General features: G+C 32.1%; 21 protein-coding genes, 1 tRNA gene and 1 pseudogene. 12 read left to right on the forward strand and 11 right to left on the reverse strand.

The genetic code is table 11. The features are described 5' to 3' along the window. Positions 1 to 21 precede the first annotated feature (21 nt). The 10 genes from FDY99_RS07010 to FDY99_RS07055 all read left to right on the forward strand — a co-directional run bounded on the left by FDY99_RS07010 (position 22) and on the right by FDY99_RS07055 (position 5,751). Complete coding sequence (locus FDY99_RS07010) at positions 22 to 810, forward strand: V-type ATP synthase subunit I domain-containing protein (RefSeq protein WP_139420267.1); 789 nt, start codon at positions 22 to 24, stop codon at positions 808 to 810. A 55-nt stretch (positions 811 to 865) separates the two neighbouring features. Continuing rightward, positions 866 to 1,303: a hypothetical protein gene (locus FDY99_RS07015; RefSeq protein WP_139420268.1), complete on the forward strand. Its 438-nt coding sequence runs from the start codon at positions 866 to 868 to the stop codon at positions 1,301 to 1,303. 11 nt (positions 1,304 to 1,314) lie between these two features. After that, positions 1,315 to 1,830 carry a hypothetical protein gene (locus FDY99_RS07020; RefSeq protein ID WP_139420270.1) on the forward strand — a complete coding sequence of 172 codons (516 nt, stop codon included), beginning with the start codon at positions 1,315 to 1,317 and terminating at the stop codon, positions 1,828 to 1,830. Next, positions 1,827 to 2,246, forward strand: coding sequence for a lysozyme inhibitor LprI family protein (locus FDY99_RS07025; protein ID WP_139420272.1), 420 nt, complete (start codon positions 1,827 to 1,829; stop codon positions 2,244 to 2,246). Before FDY99_RS07020 ends, FDY99_RS07025 begins: the two co-directional genes overlap by 4 nt. A 37-nt stretch (positions 2,247 to 2,283) precedes the next feature. Beyond that, positions 2,284 to 2,787, forward strand: coding sequence for a hypothetical protein (locus FDY99_RS07030; RefSeq protein WP_139420286.1), 504 nt, complete (start codon positions 2,284 to 2,286; stop codon positions 2,785 to 2,787). Positions 2,788 to 2,819: 32 nt separating this feature from the next. Beyond that, complete coding sequence (locus FDY99_RS07035; protein ID WP_139420288.1) at positions 2,820 to 3,224, forward strand: hypothetical protein; 405 nt, start codon at positions 2,820 to 2,822, stop codon at positions 3,222 to 3,224. Continuing rightward, the gene (locus FDY99_RS07040) at positions 3,221 to 3,532 is read left to right on the forward strand and encodes a hypothetical protein (protein ID WP_139420290.1); all 312 of its coding nucleotides are present in this window, start codon (positions 3,221 to 3,223) and stop codon (positions 3,530 to 3,532) included. The genes FDY99_RS07035 and FDY99_RS07040 overlap by 4 nt, the downstream gene beginning before the upstream one ends. A 10-nt stretch (positions 3,533 to 3,542) precedes the next feature. Next, positions 3,543 to 4,631: a TlpA family protein disulfide reductase gene (locus FDY99_RS07045; RefSeq protein ID WP_139420292.1), complete on the forward strand. Its 1,089-nt coding sequence runs from the start codon at positions 3,543 to 3,545 to the stop codon at positions 4,629 to 4,631. Positions 4,632 to 4,662: 31 nt separating this feature from the next. Further along, positions 4,663 to 5,373 (forward strand): class I SAM-dependent methyltransferase, encoded by a 711-nt coding sequence (locus tag FDY99_RS07050; protein WP_139420294.1) that lies wholly within the window; start codon positions 4,663 to 4,665, stop codon positions 5,371 to 5,373. 75 nt (positions 5,374 to 5,448) lie between these two features. After that, entirely contained in the window at positions 5,449 to 5,751 is a 303-nt protein-coding gene (locus tag FDY99_RS07055; RefSeq protein ID WP_139420296.1) for a hypothetical protein, read from the forward strand. Between the two features lie 89 nt (positions 5,752 to 5,840). On the opposite strand, the gene FDY99_RS07060 is transcribed toward FDY99_RS07055, so the two are convergent. The 11 genes and pseudogenes from FDY99_RS07060 to mce all read right to left on the reverse strand — a co-directional run bounded on the left by FDY99_RS07060 (position 5,841) and on the right by mce (position 19,848). After that, on the reverse strand, positions 5,841 to 7,343 hold the full coding sequence (locus tag FDY99_RS07060; RefSeq protein WP_074232171.1) for a bifunctional GNAT family N-acetyltransferase/carbon-nitrogen hydrolase family protein: 1,503 nt from the start codon (positions 7,341 to 7,343) through the stop codon (positions 5,841 to 5,843). Positions 7,344 to 7,732: 389 nt separating this feature from the next. Continuing rightward, the gene (locus FDY99_RS07065) at positions 7,733 to 8,971 is read right to left on the reverse strand and encodes a PQQ-dependent sugar dehydrogenase (protein ID WP_139420298.1); all 1,239 of its coding nucleotides are present in this window, start codon (positions 8,969 to 8,971) and stop codon (positions 7,733 to 7,735) included. Between the two features lie 209 nt (positions 8,972 to 9,180). Beyond that, a complete protein-coding gene (gene map / locus FDY99_RS07070; protein WP_139420300.1) occupies positions 9,181 to 9,945 on the reverse strand; it encodes a type I methionyl aminopeptidase in 765 nt (254 codons plus the stop codon). Positions 9,946 to 10,184: 239 nt separating this feature from the next. Beyond that, complete coding sequence (locus FDY99_RS07075; RefSeq protein ID WP_139420301.1) at positions 10,185 to 11,339, reverse strand: protein NO VEIN domain-containing protein; 1,155 nt, start codon at positions 11,337 to 11,339, stop codon at positions 10,185 to 10,187. A gap of 29 nt (positions 11,340 to 11,368) precedes the next feature. Then, positions 11,369 to 12,541: pseudogene (locus FDY99_RS07080) on the reverse strand (IS3 family transposase). Positions 12,542 to 12,819: 278 nt separating this feature from the next. Next, positions 12,820 to 13,242, reverse strand: a complete 423-nt coding sequence (locus tag FDY99_RS07085) for a hypothetical protein (protein WP_139420303.1) — start codon at positions 13,240 to 13,242, stop codon at positions 12,820 to 12,822. 6 nt (positions 13,243 to 13,248) lie between these two features. Beyond that, positions 13,249 to 16,815, reverse strand: a complete 3,567-nt coding sequence (locus tag FDY99_RS07090; protein ID WP_139420305.1) for a DUF6443 domain-containing protein — start codon at positions 16,813 to 16,815, stop codon at positions 13,249 to 13,251. 10 nt (positions 16,816 to 16,825) lie between these two features. Then, positions 16,826 to 18,274, reverse strand: a complete 1,449-nt coding sequence (locus FDY99_RS07095; protein WP_139420307.1) for an RHS repeat domain-containing protein — start codon at positions 18,272 to 18,274, stop codon at positions 16,826 to 16,828. Between the two features lie 162 nt (positions 18,275 to 18,436). Further along, positions 18,437 to 19,228 carry a hypothetical protein gene (locus tag FDY99_RS07100; protein ID WP_139420309.1) on the reverse strand — a complete coding sequence of 264 codons (792 nt, stop codon included), beginning with the start codon at positions 19,226 to 19,228 and terminating at the stop codon, positions 18,437 to 18,439. 85 nt (positions 19,229 to 19,313) lie between these two features. After that, positions 19,314 to 19,387 (reverse strand) — tRNA-Ile (locus FDY99_RS07105). 62 nt (positions 19,388 to 19,449) lie between these two features. Beyond that, positions 19,450 to 19,848, reverse strand: coding sequence for a methylmalonyl-CoA epimerase (gene mce, locus FDY99_RS07110; RefSeq protein WP_102979313.1), 399 nt, complete (start codon positions 19,846 to 19,848; stop codon positions 19,450 to 19,452). Between the two features lie 80 nt (positions 19,849 to 19,928). Here mce and rbfA point away from each other — a divergent pair, with 80 nt between their 5' ends. Then, positions 19,929 to 20,288, forward strand: coding sequence for a 30S ribosome-binding factor RbfA (gene rbfA / locus FDY99_RS07115; protein ID WP_074231121.1), 360 nt, complete (start codon positions 19,929 to 19,931; stop codon positions 20,286 to 20,288). A gap of 5 nt (positions 20,289 to 20,293) precedes the next feature. Further along, entirely contained in the window at positions 20,294 to 21,499 is a 1,206-nt protein-coding gene (locus FDY99_RS07120; RefSeq protein ID WP_139420311.1) for an ABC transporter permease, read from the forward strand. The last annotated feature ends 20 nt before the right edge of the window (positions 21,500 to 21,519 follow it).

Genomic DNA, 21,519 nt, shown 5'->3' on the forward strand with positions numbered 1-21,519 from the left:
CTAACAAAATAATTAAAAAATATGAGCAATATAAATTTTGAAAATCTTCAGCTAAGTTCAGAAAAAAGATTAGAACAATTAATGTTTGAAACTGATCAACTTCATAAAAGTCTTGATAAAATAGAAGAAACTGAAAAAGTTTTTGAAAAGATAAATATTACTCTAGAAATTGCAGGATTAAAAGATCTAATCAACTATAGACTATTTTTAGGTATTGTATCGATGGACTTGTGCTCAGCGATTTTAATACATTCTAAATCTAAAAGTAATTATGAAAATATTTATTCTGCAAGACAAATAATTGTAATAATTAGTGAAGCATACAAGAAAATATACAATTTCATCCATGAAAACAAGCATGGTGATATCATTTCCAGATACAGAAATAACTCATATTGGATAAAGGAAATTGGAAATATTATTCAAAATGAATTAAAATCTTTACAAGGTGAGTATAGTGAAATTACAAAAGATTTAGACGAATATTTAAAAATGAATTTTGAACTTCTTCAAATTCAAAGAAATTTATCTATTCATTATGACAAAGATTCTACAAAAGTTTATAAAATGTTAATAGAGTTAGATGTTGAAGAAATATTTAAAACTTTAATTCCATTTATAAATATTCTTAATAAAATGTTTGAATTTACAGATAAATTAAGAGATGCTTACAAATTTAAATCTGACTCCGAAACCGAAAAAGTAAATCATAATTTTGAAAAGTTAGCTTTAGATTTAGACCGATTTAAAGACAAAGATAGCATCACGCTTATTGAAGATATACAAACAATCATTAGACAAATGAAATAAAGTCTTTATAATAAACATCAAACTTAAAAAACGTTTGAACGAAATTTTAAAATTTATGGAAAAATTCTTTCTGATATTACTAATATTATCATTTCAAACTTTACTTTCTCAAAAACAAGAAACAAAAATCGCAGACCGCTACCAATCTTCCCAACCGCAGGATCAGTCTGTTCCACCACCACCGAGAGTAACTTTTCCAGCGCAGTTTCCAGATGGGAATAAGGTATTTCTGAAGAAAATTGACGAGAATATTGATAAAGAAAAGTTACAGGACATTGGTGAAAATTTAAATACAGAAATCATCTTAAAGATAGACCAACAAGGAAATGTACTCAATATTTCAACGTTCGGAAAAAATGAAAGTTTTAATAAAGAAGTGAAAGCTGCCGCTGCAAAATCTACCCAAAATATAAAGTGGATTGCCGGAAAAAACAATCAGGGTGAAAAAGTAATTGATATTGTGAAAATACCGTATCGATTTAAGAATTTATAAAGCATAATAGATTGGAAAAGAAAATCATCATTTTTTGCTTTGTTGTTTTAGGTTTTACTTTTTACAGCTATCCAGTTTTTGATAGTGAAGGGATTTCTTATTTGATTATTTTCTGCTGTTTCATTATGATTACGTTTTCTGTTGCGAAGATTTATAATCCAAGTGATAAAAATAATTATGAATCTGTGGAAAAAGAAGTTGATTATCTGGAAAATCTTGACGGAATTTTCAGTTATCAAAAAGACGGTTTTTATTTCACCCTAAAAGAAAAAACTGATTTTATAAAATGGGCAGAAATTATAGAAGTTAATTCATTCAGTATTCCTTTTCTACACGAAGAAAGGCATTCCAGATTGGAAATTATTACCGAAAAAATGGGCTATGAATTTAATTACCAGCAAACTTCCGGAATAGAAAAACTAACCAATCAACTTATCGAAAATTTGTCGCATTGGAATTTTGATGCTGAAACTGTCAAAATAAATAATCACGGGCTTAAAAAAACAAATCTTTACAAAAGATCATGAAAAATATACTTACCCTAATTATTGTTTTTCTTTCTGTTTTGGTATTTTCTCAGAGTAAAAATCAGCAAGAAAACGTCATTGATATTGAAGAGTCAAAATGTTTTGGCAAGCAAGATATTTCGAATGCTGAAATGCGAAAATGTAGTATAAAAGCAACAGAGTCTTGGGATAAAGAGCTGAATAAATATTACAATCTTCTCGCATCTAAACTTCCAAAAGACGCTTTTGAAATACTGAAAGCTTCTCAAAAAGAATGGATTATTTATCGAGATAAAGAATTTAAATTCATTACTAAATTTTATTTTGAAGTAAAAGAAGGAACAATGTGGTATAATATTGCTGAAAATAAGAAAAAGGAAATCGTGAAAAACAGAGCTTTGGAGTTGCAAATGTACTTTCAGAATTTAGATTATTAATTTCAAATTTATTTTGATCATCAAAAGACAGTTTATCATGAGAAAAACATACTACTTATTTTTCTTCTTACTTTCAATACATTCCTTTTCCCAAAATAAAATCTCCGGAGTTTATCAAAACGAATTGGGAGAAAAACTAATATTGTATTCAGATAAAACATTTGAATATACTTGGGGTTTTGATCTTGCATCAAGCTGGAATATTGGAACATGGGACTTAAAAAAAAATAAATACATCTATCTTTCCACTGTTGAAGTAAAAGATACTTTGCGTCTTAATAATAAAATTCAGTTGGTTTTATCCCGAGATAGAATCTCTAATCAAACTTCAAATATTGAATACTTTGCAAGCTCAATTTCCGGAGGCGGACAAAGCAGGTCGCTTCCTCCAAATAAATTAATTTTAAAAGATAAAGTACTTTTTACATTTTTTAAATCAGGAAAAATTAGAAATAAAAGAGAAAAATCGATGATGGATGCAAATATTTATTCTAAACCCTGGTTTGAAAAAATTTCAGAAATTATAACCGGAAAAGATTAAAAGATAGATTTCATTACAGACTAAATTATCTCATGAAAAAAGCTACAACTATAATTCTCATTATCCTCATTCTTCTGCCCATGCTATTTTACCTGAATCCTTTTACATGGGGAATGCGAAGAGTGCCTCATTACGAAGCTTCAAGAAAAACTAATGGTTTGCTTTATGATTTAAATAAAAAATACAATTATCAAATGGAAATTGGTGATGTAACCGATACAATTTGGTATTTCAGGGATTTAAAACATAAAAAAATCACGAAACTGGAAAATTTCGAGCTTATTCTAAATACAGAAAATGACTCTCTTCCTGATTTGAAAAACATTGAAAACTATGTGAAAGATTTCAATTCAAATTTCGAGCATAAAAACTATTTTGATTCTTTAAAAGTTGTTGTCAATTATGACTCTATTATTTATAAAACTAAAATAAAATGAGATTAGAAAAGGTTTATAAATATCAGCTGTTTCTACTTATCTTCATAGTTATTTTTGGAATTCAGCATTACTATCTTCAAAATTTTAATTTTGAATGGATGTATTATGAAAAAGTATTGAATTCTGTTTTTCTTCTTTCGATTTTCATGGTTCTCTTTTCTTTAATCTTTTTGATTTTTGGAAGCATAAAAACCATCAATCGAAAAAAGACAATCGAAATTGAGAAAATTTATCTGATCATCAATCTTATTCTTTACTATTTTACTGTTTGGATAAGTTTGTATCTTTTAAGTCAGATAAGAGGATAAAAAATTATAAATGAAGAAGATTATAAGCATTTTTTTATTGCTGTTTAACATCGCTCAACTTTGCGCACAAGTCCCCGATTTAGAAAAAGCAAAACGCAAATATTTCCAGGCCAATGTAATCAGCTATAAAACCACCGCTTATTATCCCAATCCTGAAACGGATGCAACTTCTGTTTTCAGTGTTTTATACACAGTTTATAAACCTCAAAATAAAGATTTCGAATTCTACAGCAAGAACGAAACTTCGGAGGAATTCTACAAAAACAATTTTTATTACGAAGTCAATCACTCCGAAAAAACCATTTACGAATACGAAAATAAAGAAAATCAAAACGCTGCAATTACATCTTCCCGACTCAGGCAATTTGGACCAACCACGTTGCTAAAACAGAAATGGAGCTTTATTGATGAAACTCAAATCGACGGGAAAATTCACAGTCATTATTCAAACATAGAAAGCATTCATCATTACGAAGGAAAAGAAATAAAAGTCGAATTTCACATTTACATTTCGGGAAATTTCACAATCAGCAAGTTTGAAAGAAAAAGTTTTGTAGATGGAAAATTGGGACAAACTGTAACCTATTTATTTAGTAATTATATTTTCCTTGATAAAACGACCAATTTCAAAGTTATTCTTCCAAAAGATTATGCTTTAAAATATTACGAAAGACAAGATTCTTTACAGCCTTTAGCAAAAAACACTTTAGTTCAGCCTTTTGAAGCAATTAATATTAACAGTGAGAAATTTTCTTTCAATCCAAAAAAAGAAAAACAAACCCTTCTCCTTTTTTCTTCAACCAATTGTGGTTATTCAAAAATGATTTCAGATTATGTTTTAAGTTCAGGTTTTAATTTAAATCCAAAAATTGAACTCATTAATATTTTCGGTTCAGATTCTAAAGCAAATGTCAAGAAATATTTCGTTAACAAAGAAGTGAAATTTCCTGTAATTTCCGACCGAAAAAATCTTGAAAAACAGTTTGGAATTAATGGCTATCCCATTCTTTATTTAATTAATGAAAACGGAATTATTATCGAAACATTGGATGGTTCATCACAAGTTTTACCATTTCTGAAAAGTTTAAGTATTAAATGAATTAAATTGTCTGTCTAAAATTTCTTTAATTATGAACAATATCTACGAGCCAAAATTTGTAAAACAGTTATTCAATCAGATGTCTGGTTCGTACGAAAGAATGAACTACATTACTTCGTTTGGCTTTTCGATTCGTTGGAGAAAGCAGTTTCTCAACAAATTGGGAAAATCTGAGCACAATTTAAAAGTAATTGATCTGCTTTCCGGATTAGGTGAAAACTGGACTTACCTAAAGCAAAATTTCCCTAATTCTACTTTTTCGGCTTTAGATTTTTCTGAAGAAATGATTTCACAATCAGAAAATAAAGGAAATAAGGTTTTCAAAAACCAGCTGAACTTGCTTTGTGAAGATATTTTACAGAGTAATTTAGAATCAAATTCTTTTGATATCATTTCCTGTGCTTATGGTTTGAAAACGTTTAATAAAGAGCAATTTGAAATCTTAGCAAAAGAAGTTTCCAGAATTCTTAAACCGAATGGTAAATTTAGTTTCGTGGAAGTTTCGAAGCCTAAAAACAAGCTTTTATATTATCCTTATAAATTGTATTTAAGTAAAATGATTCCAGTTTTGGGTAAATTATTTTTAGGAAATCCTAGTGATTATAAAATGCTTTGGATCTATACCGAAAATTTTGAAAACTGTGACGGTGTGAAGGAAATATTCAGCAAATATAATTTGAGTGTAAACTCAGAAAATTATTTCTACGGTTGTGCAACAGGAATTTATGGTACAAAATTATAATTCCAGAATTTAATAATCACAAACACGAGAAAAGTAGATGTATTTTTCTTACCTTAGTTTTACAAATAATCATCGATGAAATCATTTCTACCTCTTATTCTTTTGTTTGCTTTTCAGTTCGTTTTTTCTCAAAGTGAACAACTCAAGCAAGATTCAACAAATATTCAGAATAATTTTTCTAAAAATATGATTGTGAATATTGATAAAAAAAAATCATCAGATAAAAAATCAAATACTGAAAAACCTAAAATAGCCCAAAACATAAGCATCGACCAGGAAATCAATACGGTATTAAATTATAGAGTTAACCGAATTTGGCGAGAAGATTTGTACTGTCTGGTTTGTATGAAAAATTATAATTCGGAACGGGCTGCATAAATTGTGAAATTATACTTAAATAATCTAAAGATCTTATTTAAAAACAAAAAGCACTTCCAATATGAAAGTGCTTTATGATTTAATAAATTTTATTTCAAATACGTTTCGTACAAATCTGATCTTCTGTCTTTCAGAATCTGAACAGAACCATTGTAGTGAAGATCTTTCAGTAAATTTAAATCTACATCTACAATCAGCGTCATTTCTGTATTTGGAGTCGCCTCACCTTTCACCGCATTCGAAGGAAATGCAAAATCTGAAGGCGTGAAAACCGCAGCCTGACCAAACTGAATATCCATGTTATTCACTCCCGGTAAATTTCCCACACAACCTGCAATTGCGACATAACATTCGTTTTCAATGGCTCTTGCTGCAGCGCAATGACGAACTCTCATGTAAGCATTTTGAGTATCGGTAAGATAAGGAACAAACAAAATTTTCATTCCCTGATCGGCTAAAATTCTTGGTAATTCAGGAAATTCTACATCATAGCAAATGACCAAACCAATTTTTCCACAGTCGGTATCAAAAGCTTTGATCTCATTTCCGCCTTTCATTCCATAATATTTCCTTTCGTTCGGTGTAATATGAATTTTTCTGTATTCGTCAATTCTACCGTCACGGTGAAGGAGATAACTTACATTGTACAGATCATTGTTTTCAAAAATCGGCATACTTCCGGAAATAATATTCACATTATAACTGATTGCCAACTCTGAAATCTTTGCTTTAATTTCTTCCGTAATTTTTGCCAGCTCTATCATACTGTCACGTTCAGAAAGATTATTGAACGGAGCCAGCAAAGGTGTATTGAATAATTCCGGGAAAAGCACAAAATCTGATTTGTAATCTCCCATCACATTCACAAAAAACTCCACCTGTTCATAAAATGCATGAATGTCTTTAAATTGCCTCATTTGCCACTGTACCAATCCCAAACGAATTACACTATCCTGCATTGTGTTTGGTTTTTTACTGTAGTAAATATTATTCCATTGAAGTAAAACAGCATTTTCATGAGAAGCTTCGTCTTCAGGAAGATATTTTTTAAGGACTTTTATCGGTAAAAAATTATTAGAAAGCTGAAAAGAAAGCACAGGATCATAAATTTCTTTGTCTCTTACTCTTCTAATATATTCTCTAGGCGAGATCTCGTTGCTATACTTATGATAATGGGGAATTCTTCCACCCAAAATAATAGATTTCAGATTTAATAATTCACAAAGTTCTTTTCGGGCATCGTATAATCTTCTTCCCAATCTCAATTTACGATATTCGGGATCAACAAAAATTTCGATTCCGTATAATACATTTCCGGTTGAAATATGGGTATTGAAAGAATAATTTCCGGTGATATCACTATACGTATGATCATCGCCGAACTCATCATAATTAACAATAATCGACAATGCAACAGCCGCAATTTTCCCATCTACGGTGATGCAGATTTGCCCGGCTTCAAAAATTTTATTCAGCTTGGCAATGCTTTTTTTTGACCAGACGTATTCTGACATTTGAGGATACGCTCTGCGCATGGTTTCTACCAGCTCTTCATAATCATCTACTTTCAGGGTACGTGTTTCTATCTGCATAAATGTGTATTTTTCTTAAAGTTACGCAAAAACTCTGCAAACCTGTTGCCATCCCAATAAAAAACTTAAACAGATGGTTATTTAATACAAATAATAATAAAATAATATTTAAGTCAAATTTCACTGCAGATTTTAGTAAAAATCACAATATTTTAGGTCTTACAAGCACAAATAATTCATCATTATATTAAGCCACATTATTTAGACGTATAAAGTAATAAACTTACACGTCTGATTTGTTTAAGTTAGACGTGTAAACTTTCCGATTAAGACGCCTAAGTTTTAAACTTTAAATTGATACTATCTAAAGCTTATTCAGTTAAACGAAAATTATAAAAAATAGAAACACCTACATTTCTGCAGGTGTTTCAAGTACGAAAAAAAATAATCTATTGTTTTTGAATTTTATAGAGTCTTCCTGCATCGGTTACGGCATATAAAGCATTATCGCTTCCTTGTGTAATATCTCTGAAGCGCTGTCCTTCATTGACCAACAAACGTTCTTCACCTGCAACTTTATTATCTTTAATAACAAGTCTTACGATGTGAGTTCCACTTAATGAACCTATAAACAGGTTATTCTGCCATTCTGGAATATTGTTTCCTTTGTAAAATGTCATTCCACTTGGTGAAATCACAGGATCCCAATAATAAACCGGTTGTTCCATTCCGCTTTGCTGCTGAATTCCGCTGCCAATCACTGCACCGCTGTATTCAATTCCGTAAGTAATGGTTGGCCAACCGTAATTTTTTGCTGGTAATACACGATTAATTTCGTCTCCTCCACGAGGTCCGTGCTCGCTTTGCCATAATTCTCCTGTTGTAGGGTGAATAGCAATCCCCTGTGGATTTCTATGACCGATACTGTACAATTCCGGCAAAGCTCCAGCCTGAGTAAAAGTAGGATTTCCCGGAGCCGGAGCGCCATCTTTTGTTATTCTTAAAATTTTCCCGATCGCCGTCGTAACCGACTGCGCCAAAGGTCTTGTGGAAAGATCAGAACGTTCTCCTACACTTACCATAAGATTTCCAGTTGAATCGAATAAAATCCTTCCTCCATAATGCAGATTTCCTGCAGAAGAAGACGGGTTTGCTCTGTAAATAACTACAGCGTTTTCAATCGATGTCTCGGAAGCTGAAAGTTTTCCCTTTGCAACTGAAGTCTGCGTTCCTCCTCCAACATTTTCGGAGAAAACCCAGTAGATCATTCTGTTTGTAGAGAATTGGGGATCAATACAAAGTCCTAACAAACCTCCTTGTCCGTTAGAATTGACTGTAGGAATTCCCGTGATTGGGTTGCTTAAGGCTCCTGTATTGGTGGCAATTCTCATCGTTCCACCCTTTTGAGTGATTAACAGTCTTCCGTCTGGCAAAGCTGTAATTCCCCACGGAGCAGATAATGATGAACTTAAAACGGTACTGCTGTAAGGCGTTTGTGTTCTCACACCATTTATTCTTGTTTGTCCGGCAAAAGCAGGAGAATAGGTTGTATTTGCAGGATTGGTTTCTACAGGTGGATAAATCGCCTCATTTCCCGGTTCTTCAATAGGCTGTTGTTCGATATCGTCTGAACAGTTTGCGAAAAACATCGCCGATGCAATCAGCATGTAATGTACTTTAAATTTCATATTATTAAGATTTGGTGATTTGGTTTCTGAAAATGATAATTTAAAGTTTGGAAAGCATCAAAGTTTGCGCCAATAACTCAATATTATTTAAAATAATTCACTTTTAACATATCATATTAAAACAGTAATTAGAAAACATTATTGTAAATTATTTACAAAAAAACTTTCCATTTAAAGCGAAAGGTTTAATATTATTTGAAATCATTTTTTTAATTTAAAATCTCATTCATCTGTGTTAAAATAATAGGTTTTCCGTCGGTAATCAAAATGGTATGCTCATGTTGTGCCATGTACCCACCTTTGTTTCCTACCATCGTCCAACCATCATTCAGTTCTACCGCAATTGTTGAATCGGTCGAAATAAATGTTTCAATCGCCACAACAGAATTTTTCTTAAATCTTCTGGAATCGTAACGGTTTTTGTAATTCATCAATTCATCTGGTTCTTCGTGGAGACTTCTTCCTACACCGTGACCGCCAAGATTTCTAATGACTTTAAATCCTCTTTTTTTTGCCTCAGTTTCCATTAAAAAACCAATATCTGCGATTTTTACACCACCCTTTATATTGTTAATTGTTTTTTCTAAAATTTCCTTGGATGCATCGACTAATTTCTGATGCTGATTGATATCTTTTCCAATCACAAAAGAACCTCCGTTATCTGCCCAATATCCATTGAGCTCTGCAGAAACATCAATATTAATTAAATCTCCTTCTTTCAAAACTCTTTCAGAACTAGGAATTCCATGACAAAACTCGTTATCTACGCTGATACACGTCCAACCCGGAAATCCATATGTAAGATAAGGCGCAGACTTCGCACCAAAATCTGAAAGAATTTTGGCTCCATACTCATCAAGATCTTTTGTTGTCATTCCAACTTGTGCATAATTCATCATTTCTTTCAAAGTAAAAGCCACAGCTTCACTTACTTTCTGCATTCCGATTAATTCCTGTTCGTTTGTTATAGACATAATTATGATTTTGAAACAATAAAGTTAGGGAATAAAAAAATATTGATTTGAAATAAAAAAACACCTACTGTAATAGTAAGTGTTCCGTGGTCCCACCTGTAATGTCCCCCGTGTATTTATGTGGCATTAGATGGAGTTATATTTACTTTATATCAGCTATCTATAAAAATTTTGGAGTTGCATTGAGTGCTGTGGATGTAGACGGGTTTAAGCGTGTTAATAATATGTTTTGCTATTTTTCATCCTACCTGTAGTAAAAACAGCTTTAAATCTGTCATAAAAGAATCAAAAAAAACTCCATCATTGTCAATAACTTTTTGAGGAATAAGTCCACTAAAATCCACTAATTTAGGGCTGTTTTTTTCATTTAATACAATATTTTTTGATAACAATATTTCAAAGTCTTTTCCTAAATCTATGTTAACCTTAATGTAATCCTTTAGGTCATTAAAATCAATATTTTCGGTATTTTCACTTTTTTCTCTTTTATATCTATCAACATTAACTGAAACTACAGCATAGTTATCTTTTTGTTCTGCACATCTTTCAGTTTGATTTTTACTTAATAAAAATCTTCCATTTTCATCCCATTTAGATTTAACTTCAATATAATAAACAGGTTTTTGCTTTTTATAAATTATAAAATCTTGACCATTTTGCTCTTCTCTGTTTGCAAGTTTTTCATCTTTTTCTGATGCTAAGAGTTCAATTGTTTCTGCTAATTCTTTTTCCAGCTGATTCTCGATCAAATCTTGAATCTTGAGCCCCACACTTTTGATATAATCTGTATGTTGCTTTTGTCTTGCTTCTTCCTTTAATTTTTCATTTCCTTTTTTGATAAGTTCTTCTAAATTTTCAATTTCTGATAATTTCCCCAATAATTGTATCTTATCAGGTGACTTTGAAAGTATTGAAAACAAACTATTTCTTGTTTTGTCATCCTTAAATTTTGATAATAAGATTTCTTCTTTCTCTTTATTCAATCTTGGTAGCCATTCACCCCATTTTGAACCTTCTTTTGATAGATGGTCGATGAGATCTAATAGTAAAGTAAGTAATTCTGGAGCAGTATTACTCTCTAAAGTATTTTTATATAACTCTTTACCTCCTAAAATAATATCTTCAATCTCTTTTCCTACTGTATGTGCTATAATGGAATCCTGATGTTGTAGATACTTTTCAAAATTTGATATAACCAAATCATTAAAAATGTCTGCTTCAGTGATTTCATTGTATTTATTCTTAAAGTCTAAATCTAAGATTTTATCAATCTTTAGCTCTTTAGCACTACATAATTTAAACGATTGAGCGGGATAACATTCTAATTTATCTAATAAATTTTTCTTAAGTTCTGGTGATTCAAATAATATTGAAACAAATTTTTGAACTTGCAACTATTTTTGAGACAAAATTTATATACTCTTTATGCTACATTTTTAGATTGATTAGACATTAAATTTTGATACTCTTTTATGGTTAAATTTCCTAAAGCCGAATGCCTTCTGTGAGTGTTGTAAAATGTTTCTATATATTCAAACACAGAGTTTTTTAGCATGATCTCTAGTTTCATATTTATTTTGATAGACAAGTTCGGTTTTCAGAGTTTTGAAAAAGCTCTCAGCTACAGCATTGTCATAACAATTTCCTTTTCCGCTCATGCTTCGAGTAATGTTTTTTCCGACTATTGATGTAAATTCTGTACACGCATATTGTATCCCTCTATCTGAATGGAAAATCAAGCTATCATGATCCTGTAAAGGACGATGGAGCCTTGCCATTTTCAAGGCAGCAATACTGGTGTCCTGAGCCTTCATCGTCTCACTTAATGACCAGCCGATAACCTTTCTGTCAAACAAATCAATGACTGTAGTAAGATACAACCAACCCTGACCTGTGCGGATATACGTAATATCAGACACCCAGACCTCTTTACTGCTTGTAACCTGAAAATTTTGATTCAAATAATTTTCAGCAACAGGGTATCGATGGGATGAGTTGGTAGTTTTCTTAAATTTTTTCTTTACAATACTTCTCAGGTTGCGTTCTCTCATTAGTCTGGCCACCAAAGGACGTGAAGCTCTCATTCCTTTTGCTTCCAGTTCTCGGGCAATACGAGGGCTTCCATATCTCCCACGGCTCCAATGATAAATACTAAAGATTTCTGCTGATAAAATGGCTCTTCTTTCTGATTGCTTACTCGGTTTTCTTTTCTTCCAATGATAAAAACTGCTCCTGCTTACCTTTAATACTTCGCACATCTTCCCGACAGGAAACACATCAGCGTGTTCTTTGATAAATTTATATCTTACCCGTCTCTCTTGGAGAAGATGCCTACCGCCTTTTTTAAGATATCACGTTCAAGCTTTGTTTCTTCTAGTTCTTTGCGAAGTCTCAATAACTCTTCCCTTATTGGATCAGAGGATATTTGTTTTTCCTTGCTAAGTTTACCTTCTTTGTGAAGTTTTCGCCAATTAACGAGACTTTCTTTACAGATCCCCAATTCTTCAGCTACCGAGGATACATTGCCTCGCTGCTCACTTAAAGATACTGCTTGGATCTTAAACTCTAGACTGTAATTTTTTCTGATCTTTTTCATACTCTTAAAGATAAAGAGTATAAGAATTGTGTCCTAACAAAGTTAGCAACTCCACAACTGTATTTCTACAATATTTTTTAGATTATGAAAATGATCCTGAATGGAATGAATATAAAATTACAAATACTTATAATTCATGAAACTAATCAAAATTGAAAAATAGAAGTGGCTATATTTAAAGTGAGAGTATTTATTTTTCTCGCTAACAAACACAAACCCCACCGCAACTTACGGTGGGGTTTTATTATCTGCCATACGAAAAAATCGGTAACAGCATATTATTTTCTCATTAATATTTGAGAATCACTTAAAATAGGTTGCTCCTTTATATTTTGTATATAGCCTGATGATTCAAAAGTAATGGAACCAACATCAGTCAATATTTCATAGTCCCACAATAGAATTTTTCCGTTTGGCGATAGTCGGGGATTAAAACGATTAATATTCTGAATATCTAATCCAACAGTATTTTGATAATCAAGATTAATTTTTAAATACAAAACATTTTCAAATATTAAATCACAAGGAGAAATCCAAAAACTATATAAATTAGATGTTTCATCTAAAACCCATTTAAAAATATAATCTATATCTAAAATTAATTTTTGATTTTCATCAGGAAGAAAAATAGAATAAACATAACTATCATGCCATTCCATTTCTTCAAAATCTGACTCAGTCCATACATTTTTCACATTCATATTATACTATTTTTTGTTAAGATAGTTTCTAACTGTTCTTACATCTTGTTGTGTCATTGGTTGAACCCATTTCCTATCTTTATTTAAAAATGTTTGCCCACTACTATTAGTATTTAAAAACGACCTTTGAACGTGTGGAGTTTCTACCCCTTTATGCGTTGCACCACGTAAGTCATAATGAAAAGCTCCGTCTTTTGTACCGATACTAACAGAATTTTTACCATTATTTAATTTAACCAAATCGTCAATTTGATTTTCAAAAGTATTTTGCAGTACTCCTTTTTCTGCAGATAACACTCCTTTTTCTGCAGCTATTTCAGCTTTTACTACATCATCTAAAGCTTTTCCTTTGGTCGCTAAAATAGCTAGCAAGCCAATTCCCATCATTGCATGTCTGTTCTTAGTTTCTATTCTAGCCAAACCTATACCTATCAAATCTGATATACCTAACACATCTCCACTCATCATGTAGAGCCCACCGCCTCCTGGCTCTGGCCCCATTCTTCGAAGTTGTTGAGCAATATCTATCTGTGGCAATTGTCCTTGTGGAATCTTAATGTCTGCCATTCTACCGCTATAACATACTGCACAGTTAAGCGGCATCATGATAGGTGCAGCCTGCATATTGACCTTTCCAGATTTGTTTACGACTACTTCCTCTATTGGAGCTGGATTGTTATCACCACCAACTGAATTGGGATCAAGTCTAGGAGGACAGGAAGTACATCCTTCACTACTCATTCCAGTTGGATCGGTAAAGAATATAGGATTGTTATTGGCATAACCGTAAGAATCAAGAGTAAAAGAATTTAGCATATCTACCACCCCCCATCTTCCAATATCGGGCATATAAAATCTTGCGCCGTAGTCGTACATTCCTGTCTCTTGAAGCTCCTTTCCGTTGTACTTGTAATTCTTATAACCTCCCAAAAAGCCTTTTGATCCTCCAATATGATTTAGACCAAATGGATAGTAATCATTTTTATCCGTAATTTCCAATGATCCATCTACTTTCTTTGCATAACTTAATCTGGCATTTCCTAAATGATCCGTATATTGGTAAATATAGCGATTTTCTGCAAAACTGTAAAAGCCTTCTGCTGTTGGTACAAAATCTAATCTCCATACTGGTGTCAAAGGAGGTTTGATACCTCCTCCCAGATCAAGATCCTTCTTCTGATAAGCCTGCTCCTCGAAAGCAACTTCGGTACGACATGTTATACAAGTTACACTTTCAGAATAATTATAATGAAATCCATCCAAATAATCCGTAATCGTATTGTTGGTAGGTTGATTTCTCCCATCTAATTTTGTAGAATATATTTTTCTCAATTTTGTTCCATCTGCACGATATAGATAACTTAGATTTATATAGTTAGTTACTCCGAACACTGAAGTCGGCATAAATTGAAAGTTTTTGGGTAAATTCAGATGGTTGTATTGAACACTTTCAATTCCCTTATCCAACATATTCACCATATTCCCGTTCACATCATAGTCAATTAAATTATTTCCACCTTCATAGCCTGTATCATTCATTGCATTTTCTACAATACGATTGAGTCGATTTCCTGTATATTGATAGTCCAGATTATCCACAACAGTAGAAGTAAGACCTGAAATAGGAACAGCTTTTCTCTGTAGATTGCTTATATTTCCGTTCAAATCATAGGTTAAATATTCATCAGCATTTCCATTTTGCGGATTCACTGTATCGGGCTCTGCATAAAGACCTTTTTTAAGTCTGTTTAATCCATCATATGTATAGTCATACCTTTTAAGGACATTATCAAACGCATTTTTCCAATCTATTTCAACAATATTTCCGTTGAATCGACCTGTTGTTAAACTGCTATATACAGGATTGGTATATTTGATCTCATATCCAAACAAATCTCCACCGCTTAAATCGGCAGGATTGTTTATCTGCGTCATCCAACCTCGAATGTTATACTTGTAATCTACAGTCTGAAGACCATTTCCAGAAATTGTACCGCCTACTTTTTTGGTTTTCAACTGTGAAAGCTCGTTATACTCATTTTGAGCAAGATATTCCACAAGATTATTATCAACCTGATGGGTATGGGTCATTAATCTGTTTTGATGATCGTACGTGAAAACTTCTGTAATCACTCTTTCGGTATCGGTGGCAAGCCTTTTATGTTGCGTTAAAACAATATTAGGATTTCCCGAAAAATCAAGTCTTTTTTCAATATTCGTATATCCTCCCAAATGATTTTGGGAATATTCCCTGATAAGCCTTCCTTTCAAATCATAATACATATATGTTTTTGTCCAGTTGTCATCTTCAATGTTTTTCACAAAATTCGATACAGGTAAACCTTTTGTACTTACTCCATATTGCTGAACATTGGATGGCAAAACAACCTGATCATACACCATAGTTGGAAAAGGGTCTCCTGGTAAATATGAATCATAATAGTTGACAGATAATATACTTTCTATATTTTGAGGATATGCTGTATTGGCATAATAGATCTGTAATCCGCTTTGTGTGTATGTTCCAGCAGTTTCTATATTAGTTCCATAGGTGTTTGTAATCCATGTTTGTACTGCATTTCTATTACCATTATCAATTGAAATTCCTGTATATAAAACTCTGCTAAACTTATCATATTTAGTAAACAGCCATTTGTTTGATGGACGCATAACTGCATCCTGCGTTGCCACAAGGCGATCAGCCTTATCATACACCATATGTTCCCAGCCTTTTCCAGGAAGCTTTTTTTCTACTAAACGGTTTCTGCCATCATAACGGTATTGATAATAGAGATTTTCTACTGTAGATGGCTCTACTGTTGGTGCTGAAGCCAATGGAGGAATCACAAAGGCTAACTGATCATATTCATTGTAAACATAATAAGTATCTGCTTTGGTGTCAGCATCAAGCATTTTTCTTACAAGAACCACCTTCCCCCGTCCGTTTTTAAATTCTATTGTTTTATTTCCGTCTTCATCAGTTACTGTATTTTTGTATAGTTGATTAGGCGGGAAATATTGGAGTAATTGAACCGATGTTTCTGTTCTGCCCTCAACCCATGTTGTTGTGGTTTGATATTTCCTTACATAATCTTCATGGATATTGGCATCATAATTAAATTTCACTGGTTTATCATTCCATGCTGTACCAACCTGTTTTTGTTCTAAAACTCTGTCTAATGGTGAGTTTTCTACTATTTTTTCGGAGTAGAATTTTTCTGTGCCATATACAGAAGGATCAGAAGCATAAGCTAATGGAGCCGTAAAGATGCTACCATTAGCATTGAATGTTTGCGGTACAGGAAGATAATCCCTTACCTGTCTTCCAAATCCGTCATATTCAATATGGGTAACAACATCTTTTTGCAATGGAGATGCTTTAACATTTACAACCTGTTTTGGTCTGCCCAAACCATCGAAATAATGAACGGTCTCAGAGGTTTTAGTGGGCTGATTATTCGCATCATAGTCCAGATATGTTTTTGAATAGACGTAATTCTCTGTAGGACTTAACTGTGCGTGAACTAAACCTGATATCAGGAAAGTTCCTAAAGGGATAAGTATTTTTTTCATGATTTGGTTTTTATGGTTTGTAGTTATATTTGAATTCTTTTAACAGTTTACCCGATGCATTATCCTGTCTGATTTCTTTCAATCTGTTAGCTGAATCGTATACGTAAACTTCTTTGATTCCTGATGGCGGAGTAATACTTGTTACACCAATCAATGGATCGTATGTGTAAGTAGTGATCTGTGTACTGTTTAATGCTGATTGTTTTCTGAAGATATCTAATTTATCTATTAAAGTCTGCTCCGTAGTTGCATTAATATCCGCATTTGAAGCCGAAATAATATCTGCCGCCAATGCGTTTGCTACAGAATATGACACACCTGTTACTTTTGCAATAGGCTGGGTAGAATTGTAACCCCAGATTATCGATGTTACAACACCATCTTTTGTGGTGTATTGCAAAATATTACCTTTGGAGTCGTATTGATCATAAGTAGCTTCCACAGAAGAAACTGTAGGATTTTCTATATCATAGGATTTTACAGATAAAGGCAATACCAAATTTCCAGTTTGTGATGTAGGTAAAACTGTTGGATAGATTGTTTCTGTTTTTGACAAAATCTTAGTTGTATTTCCAATAGTTTGAGTGATTATCGTTTCCAATGGAAGGCTAATTATGTTTCTGTCGATCAAAAGTTGATTTCCTTTTTCAACAGCATATGAGTAATTACTCGTTTGGCTAGAGCCATCTGGAAAAGTAGTTTTTTGAATTGTTAGATTACCTATAGGATCAGATTGAGTTACATTACCATAAGAATAATCAGTTGTTGTGACAAAAGCCTGTCCTCCAAAAAACTTTGTTGTAGCAATACTTGAAGGACCTGGGTTATATAATGATAATATGGCTTTATAAGTTAAGTTATATTGGCTATAATTATACCCTTTTGTTTGTACTACTGGATAGTATATTGGTTGTACAATTGTATATAAGGGATTATGAAATGAAAAATTAGCATCCGAACCATTTTTAAGTCTTTCATCAATGGTATGGCCATAGATTACTCCCCAATATTGTTTTTGATTGTACGAAATATCATATGTATAATCTTCAGAATCTACCAATTTAAAAATTTGATTTTCATGAGCATAATTTTTACTTGATAATAATAATCCATTATATATACCGACTTCGTCTTTAAGCTCAAAAGGTTTATAATGAAAAGAATAATCTCTTTTATATTTAATGGATTGTTGTGAACTTGTAAATTCAGTATGATAATGCCTAAAATCAAAGGGTTCTGCTCTCATGGAGGTTTTTATAAATAAATATTGAGGCTCTGTAAAAGTAGGTGTCGGAGCTTCAAGCCCTCTTCCTAATGCATAAACATGACTGTATACAAGGGTCGGAGCAACATTATACTCATATTCTTTTTTTATTGTGCCAATATTATCCTGTTGTGTTTCAGTAACTTTTTTATATCCAATAAAATCTTCCTCATACAACGCATGGTTTCTTAGCAATATATATGCATTTGTGCCATTTGTATCTAATGAATTGTTCTGCGGATGACCTGGAGGAGGATTTCTTAATTTTCTTAAATCAAATAGACAAAGCTACACAACACATGAAAAAACACTTCTTAATAGTAAGAAGTGTGTAATAAATAAGTAATATTACTGATATTACTTTATTTGTTTTTTAAGCTTTGAGAAATGCTCTTGTAAATCTTTAGGCAGAGTAACATTAGTAGTCTTGTTCTTGTGAAGATACTTATTGTAATTATTCACAGTTATTAAAGTTCCATTTTTACTATAAACAATTCCTGCTTCTTGTACGTTTTTTATAGTAGAAACTTCTAATAAAGGAAGTAAATTTCTCAAATATTCTACCATGTCAGATGAGCTGCATTTGAATTCTAATCTAACCCTATTCTCACCAGCAAATATTGAATAGAAGTCATCTGCTGAAAGCTTATCATCATTAATATACTTATCAACACTCACATTGTATAGCTCTAAAATATCATCTTTTTTAATTCCATCCTTTACTTGCAAAGAATTAACAGGCTTATTTATAGATGATGGAGAAAAATCTAAATCGTATTTAAACTTAAAATATTGTAGAAGGTCATCTATCAAAGCAGTAGCAACACCAAATTGGTCAAGACCTAAAATATTCTTCAATGATTTTTCAACATATAATTTAAAACCTGAAATATTCTCTAGAAGATAAATCTCTTCCATATCAGTTTGAGCTTTTATGAATAGTTCTTTTATATCACGTTCAAAATTATTTAGCCATGAAGAACTGCTGTTATCAAAATGTAGTATTAAATCATTATTACTTCGATCAATACTTTCTTCTTTAATATTATAAAGCTTAAATGAATCTACGAATTCAGACTTTGATTTTCTAATTCCCTCTGGACGAAGAGAATCTTCAATTTCTTTGAAAAATAGAATTTTATCAGACATATTCAAAAATACAAATGTTTCTCCTATGTTTCACCCACCAAAACAAAAAAGCACCTACATTTCTGTAAGTGCTTGATTTAAAAAGTGGTCCCACCTGGGCTCGAACCAGGGACCACCTGATTATGAGTCAGGTGCTCTAACCAACTGAGCTATAGGACCTCAAAATTTGGTTAAATTTTGTGTTTGCAAAAATAGTAAAATTTCTTTCACTACAAAATTTTTTATGGCTTTTCTTGACAAAGTTCTACCAGGACACCATTCGTAGATTTCGGGTGTAAGAAGACAACTAATTTGTTATCAGCACCTTCTTTAGGTTCTTCAGAGATAAACTGAAATCCTTCTTTTTTTAATCTTTCTACTTCATTCAGGATATTTTCTACACCAAATGCCAAATGATGAATACCTTCTCCTTTTTTATCGATGAATTTTGAAATTGGACTTTCAGGATTACTGGCTTCCAAAAGCTCAATTTTGCTTTCTCCTGTTTCATAAAATGAAGTCACTACGCCCTCTCTTTCTACAGTTTCTTTTTTGTACGATTCTTTTCCTAAAAGTTTTGTAAAAAGCTCATCAGAGATGCCCAAAGATTTTACCGCAATACCGATATGTTCTAATTTCATAAATCTAAAATATATTTTTTTGAATGCTAATCAATTTTCAAATTAGCAATTCAAACAAAAGTACTAAATTTGCATAAATTATGGAAAGCAACAGACAAAGAAAAGTAGCACAGATTATACAGGAAGATTTCGCAGAACTTTTCCGCAAACAGGCATCAGAAAGTAAACAGAATTTTCTGGTTTCCGTTTCCGATGTTAAAGTAACTCCCGATTTGGGAATTGCAAAAATCTATTTAAGTATTTTCCCTCAGGAATTTCGTGCTTCAATTATGAAAGAAATTGAAGAAAACAAGGCGCAATACAGAAACTTCATCGGTCAGAAAATGGCAAAACAAGTTCGTATTATTCCACAATTGAGCTTTTATCTAGATACTACGCTTGATGATGTAGAGAAAATCGAAAGAGAACTGAGAGGCGAAGGCGACAATCCTGTTTTATAGAAACATTGAAAAACATTGCATTTTACATTGCATCGCGCTACCTTTTATCTAAAAAAGGAAGCACTGCTGTAACATTTATTACCTGGCTTGCTGCTGTGGCGATGAGTGTTGCTGTGGCTGCAATGTTTGTCATTATTTCTGTTTTTTCCGGTCTTGAAGATTTCAACAAAGCTTTGATTTCTAATCTTCATGCTGATTTAACGATAAAAAGCACATCCGGAAAAACGCTGAAAAATTTTGAGAAAATAAATACTGTTTTAAAAAACAATAAAGAAATTTCCAGCTTCTCAAGAATAATAGAAGAAAAAACCTACATTAATTACAACGGAAAAGGCGATGTTGCCTATCTTCGAGGAGTTGATTCGGCTTATATTAAAGTGAACCCGGTTAATAAAACCATATTTTTCGGAAGCTATCCTTCATTCGAATATACCAATGAAGTTATTATGGAGCATTCGCTTCAAAACAGATTGGGAATTCCTGTAGATTCAAACACAGATTTCTCAACACTTTTTATGCCTAAACCCGGAACGGGAATCATTAATAAGGAAGAAGATATTTACAATAAAAAAGAAATTATTGTCTGTGGTGTTTTTCCAGGGAATGAGCAGCTCAACAATTATATTATTGCTCCGGTAGAACTGGCTGAAGAATTATTAAATCTTCCAAAAAATTCAGCTTATCAAATTGTTATTAAGCTTAAAAATCAAGAAAACATAGATTCTGTAAAACAAAATCTTCTTAAAACTCTAGGAAAAGACATCGAAATTAAAACGAAAGAGGAAGAAAATGCAGCGTTCTGGAAAATGATTAATACCGAAAAGCTTTTTATTTATTTAATTTTCGCTTTGGTTATTTTCATCACAACTTTTAATTTAGCTGGTGCCATTATTATTTTACAGCTCGACAAAAAACAACAGGCAAAATCTCTGATTTCTTTAGGTTTTCCTTTATCACATCTTAGAATGACCTATTTCTACACCGGAATTCTTATTGTTATCTTGGGAGTAATCTCAGGTCTTATTTTAGGAACAGCTTTATGCTATTTCCAAATTTATACTGAATTATTTAAGGCTGTTGAAGATTTACCTTTTCCTGTAAAAATTGTTGGTAAAAATTATTTAATCGTTGCAGCCATCGCTTCTGTCTTTGGTATTATAATTTCTTGGTTCTTTTCTAAAATCAGTAAAGACTATATTACTAAAAATTAATATTTTATAATTTTATTTAT

It is taken from the genome of Chryseobacterium mulctrae, assembly GCF_006175945.1.
GTDB classification, from domain to species: Bacteria; Bacteroidota; Bacteroidia; order Flavobacteriales; family Weeksellaceae; genus Chryseobacterium; species Chryseobacterium mulctrae.

Coding starts and splice junctions, on each gene's coding strand:
- FDY99_RS07010 (WP_139420267.1), top strand. CDS start 22: ATGAGCAATATAAATTTTGAAAATCTTCAGCTAAGTTCAGAAAAAAGA.
- FDY99_RS07015 (WP_139420268.1), top strand. CDS start 866: ATGGAAAAATTCTTTCTGATATTACTAATATTATCATTTCAAACTTTA.
- FDY99_RS07025 (WP_139420272.1), top strand. CDS start 1,827: ATGAAAAATATACTTACCCTAATTATTGTTTTTCTTTCTGTTTTGGTA.
- FDY99_RS07030 (WP_139420286.1), top strand. CDS start 2,284: ATGAGAAAAACATACTACTTATTTTTCTTCTTACTTTCAATACATTCC.
- FDY99_RS07035 (WP_139420288.1), top strand. CDS start 2,820: ATGAAAAAAGCTACAACTATAATTCTCATTATCCTCATTCTTCTGCCC.
- FDY99_RS07040 (WP_139420290.1), top strand. CDS start 3,221: ATGAGATTAGAAAAGGTTTATAAATATCAGCTGTTTCTACTTATCTTC.
- FDY99_RS07045 (WP_139420292.1), top strand. CDS start 3,543: ATGAAGAAGATTATAAGCATTTTTTTATTGCTGTTTAACATCGCTCAA.
- FDY99_RS07050 (WP_139420294.1), top strand. CDS start 4,663: ATGAACAATATCTACGAGCCAAAATTTGTAAAACAGTTATTCAATCAG.
- FDY99_RS07055 (WP_139420296.1), top strand. CDS start 5,449: ATGAAATCATTTCTACCTCTTATTCTTTTGTTTGCTTTTCAGTTCGTT.
- FDY99_RS07060 (WP_074232171.1), bottom strand. CDS start 7,343: ATGCAGATAGAAACACGTACCCTGAAAGTAGATGATTATGAAGAGCTG.
- FDY99_RS07065 (WP_139420298.1), bottom strand. CDS start 8,971: ATGAAATTTAAAGTACATTACATGCTGATTGCATCGGCGATGTTTTTC.
- map (WP_139420300.1), bottom strand. CDS start 9,945: ATGTCTATAACAAACGAACAGGAATTAATCGGAATGCAGAAAGTAAGT.
- FDY99_RS07085 (WP_139420303.1), bottom strand. CDS start 13,242: ATGAATGTGAAAAATGTATGGACTGAGTCAGATTTTGAAGAAATGGAA.
- FDY99_RS07090 (WP_139420305.1), bottom strand. CDS start 16,815: ATGAAAAAAATACTTATCCCTTTAGGAACTTTCCTGATATCAGGTTTA.
- FDY99_RS07100 (WP_139420309.1), bottom strand. CDS start 19,228: ATGTCTGATAAAATTCTATTTTTCAAAGAAATTGAAGATTCTCTTCGT.
- mce (WP_102979313.1), bottom strand. CDS start 19,848: ATGAAATTAGAACATATCGGTATTGCGGTAAAATCTTTGGGCATCTCT.
- rbfA (WP_074231121.1), top strand. CDS start 19,929: ATGGAAAGCAACAGACAAAGAAAAGTAGCACAGATTATACAGGAAGAT.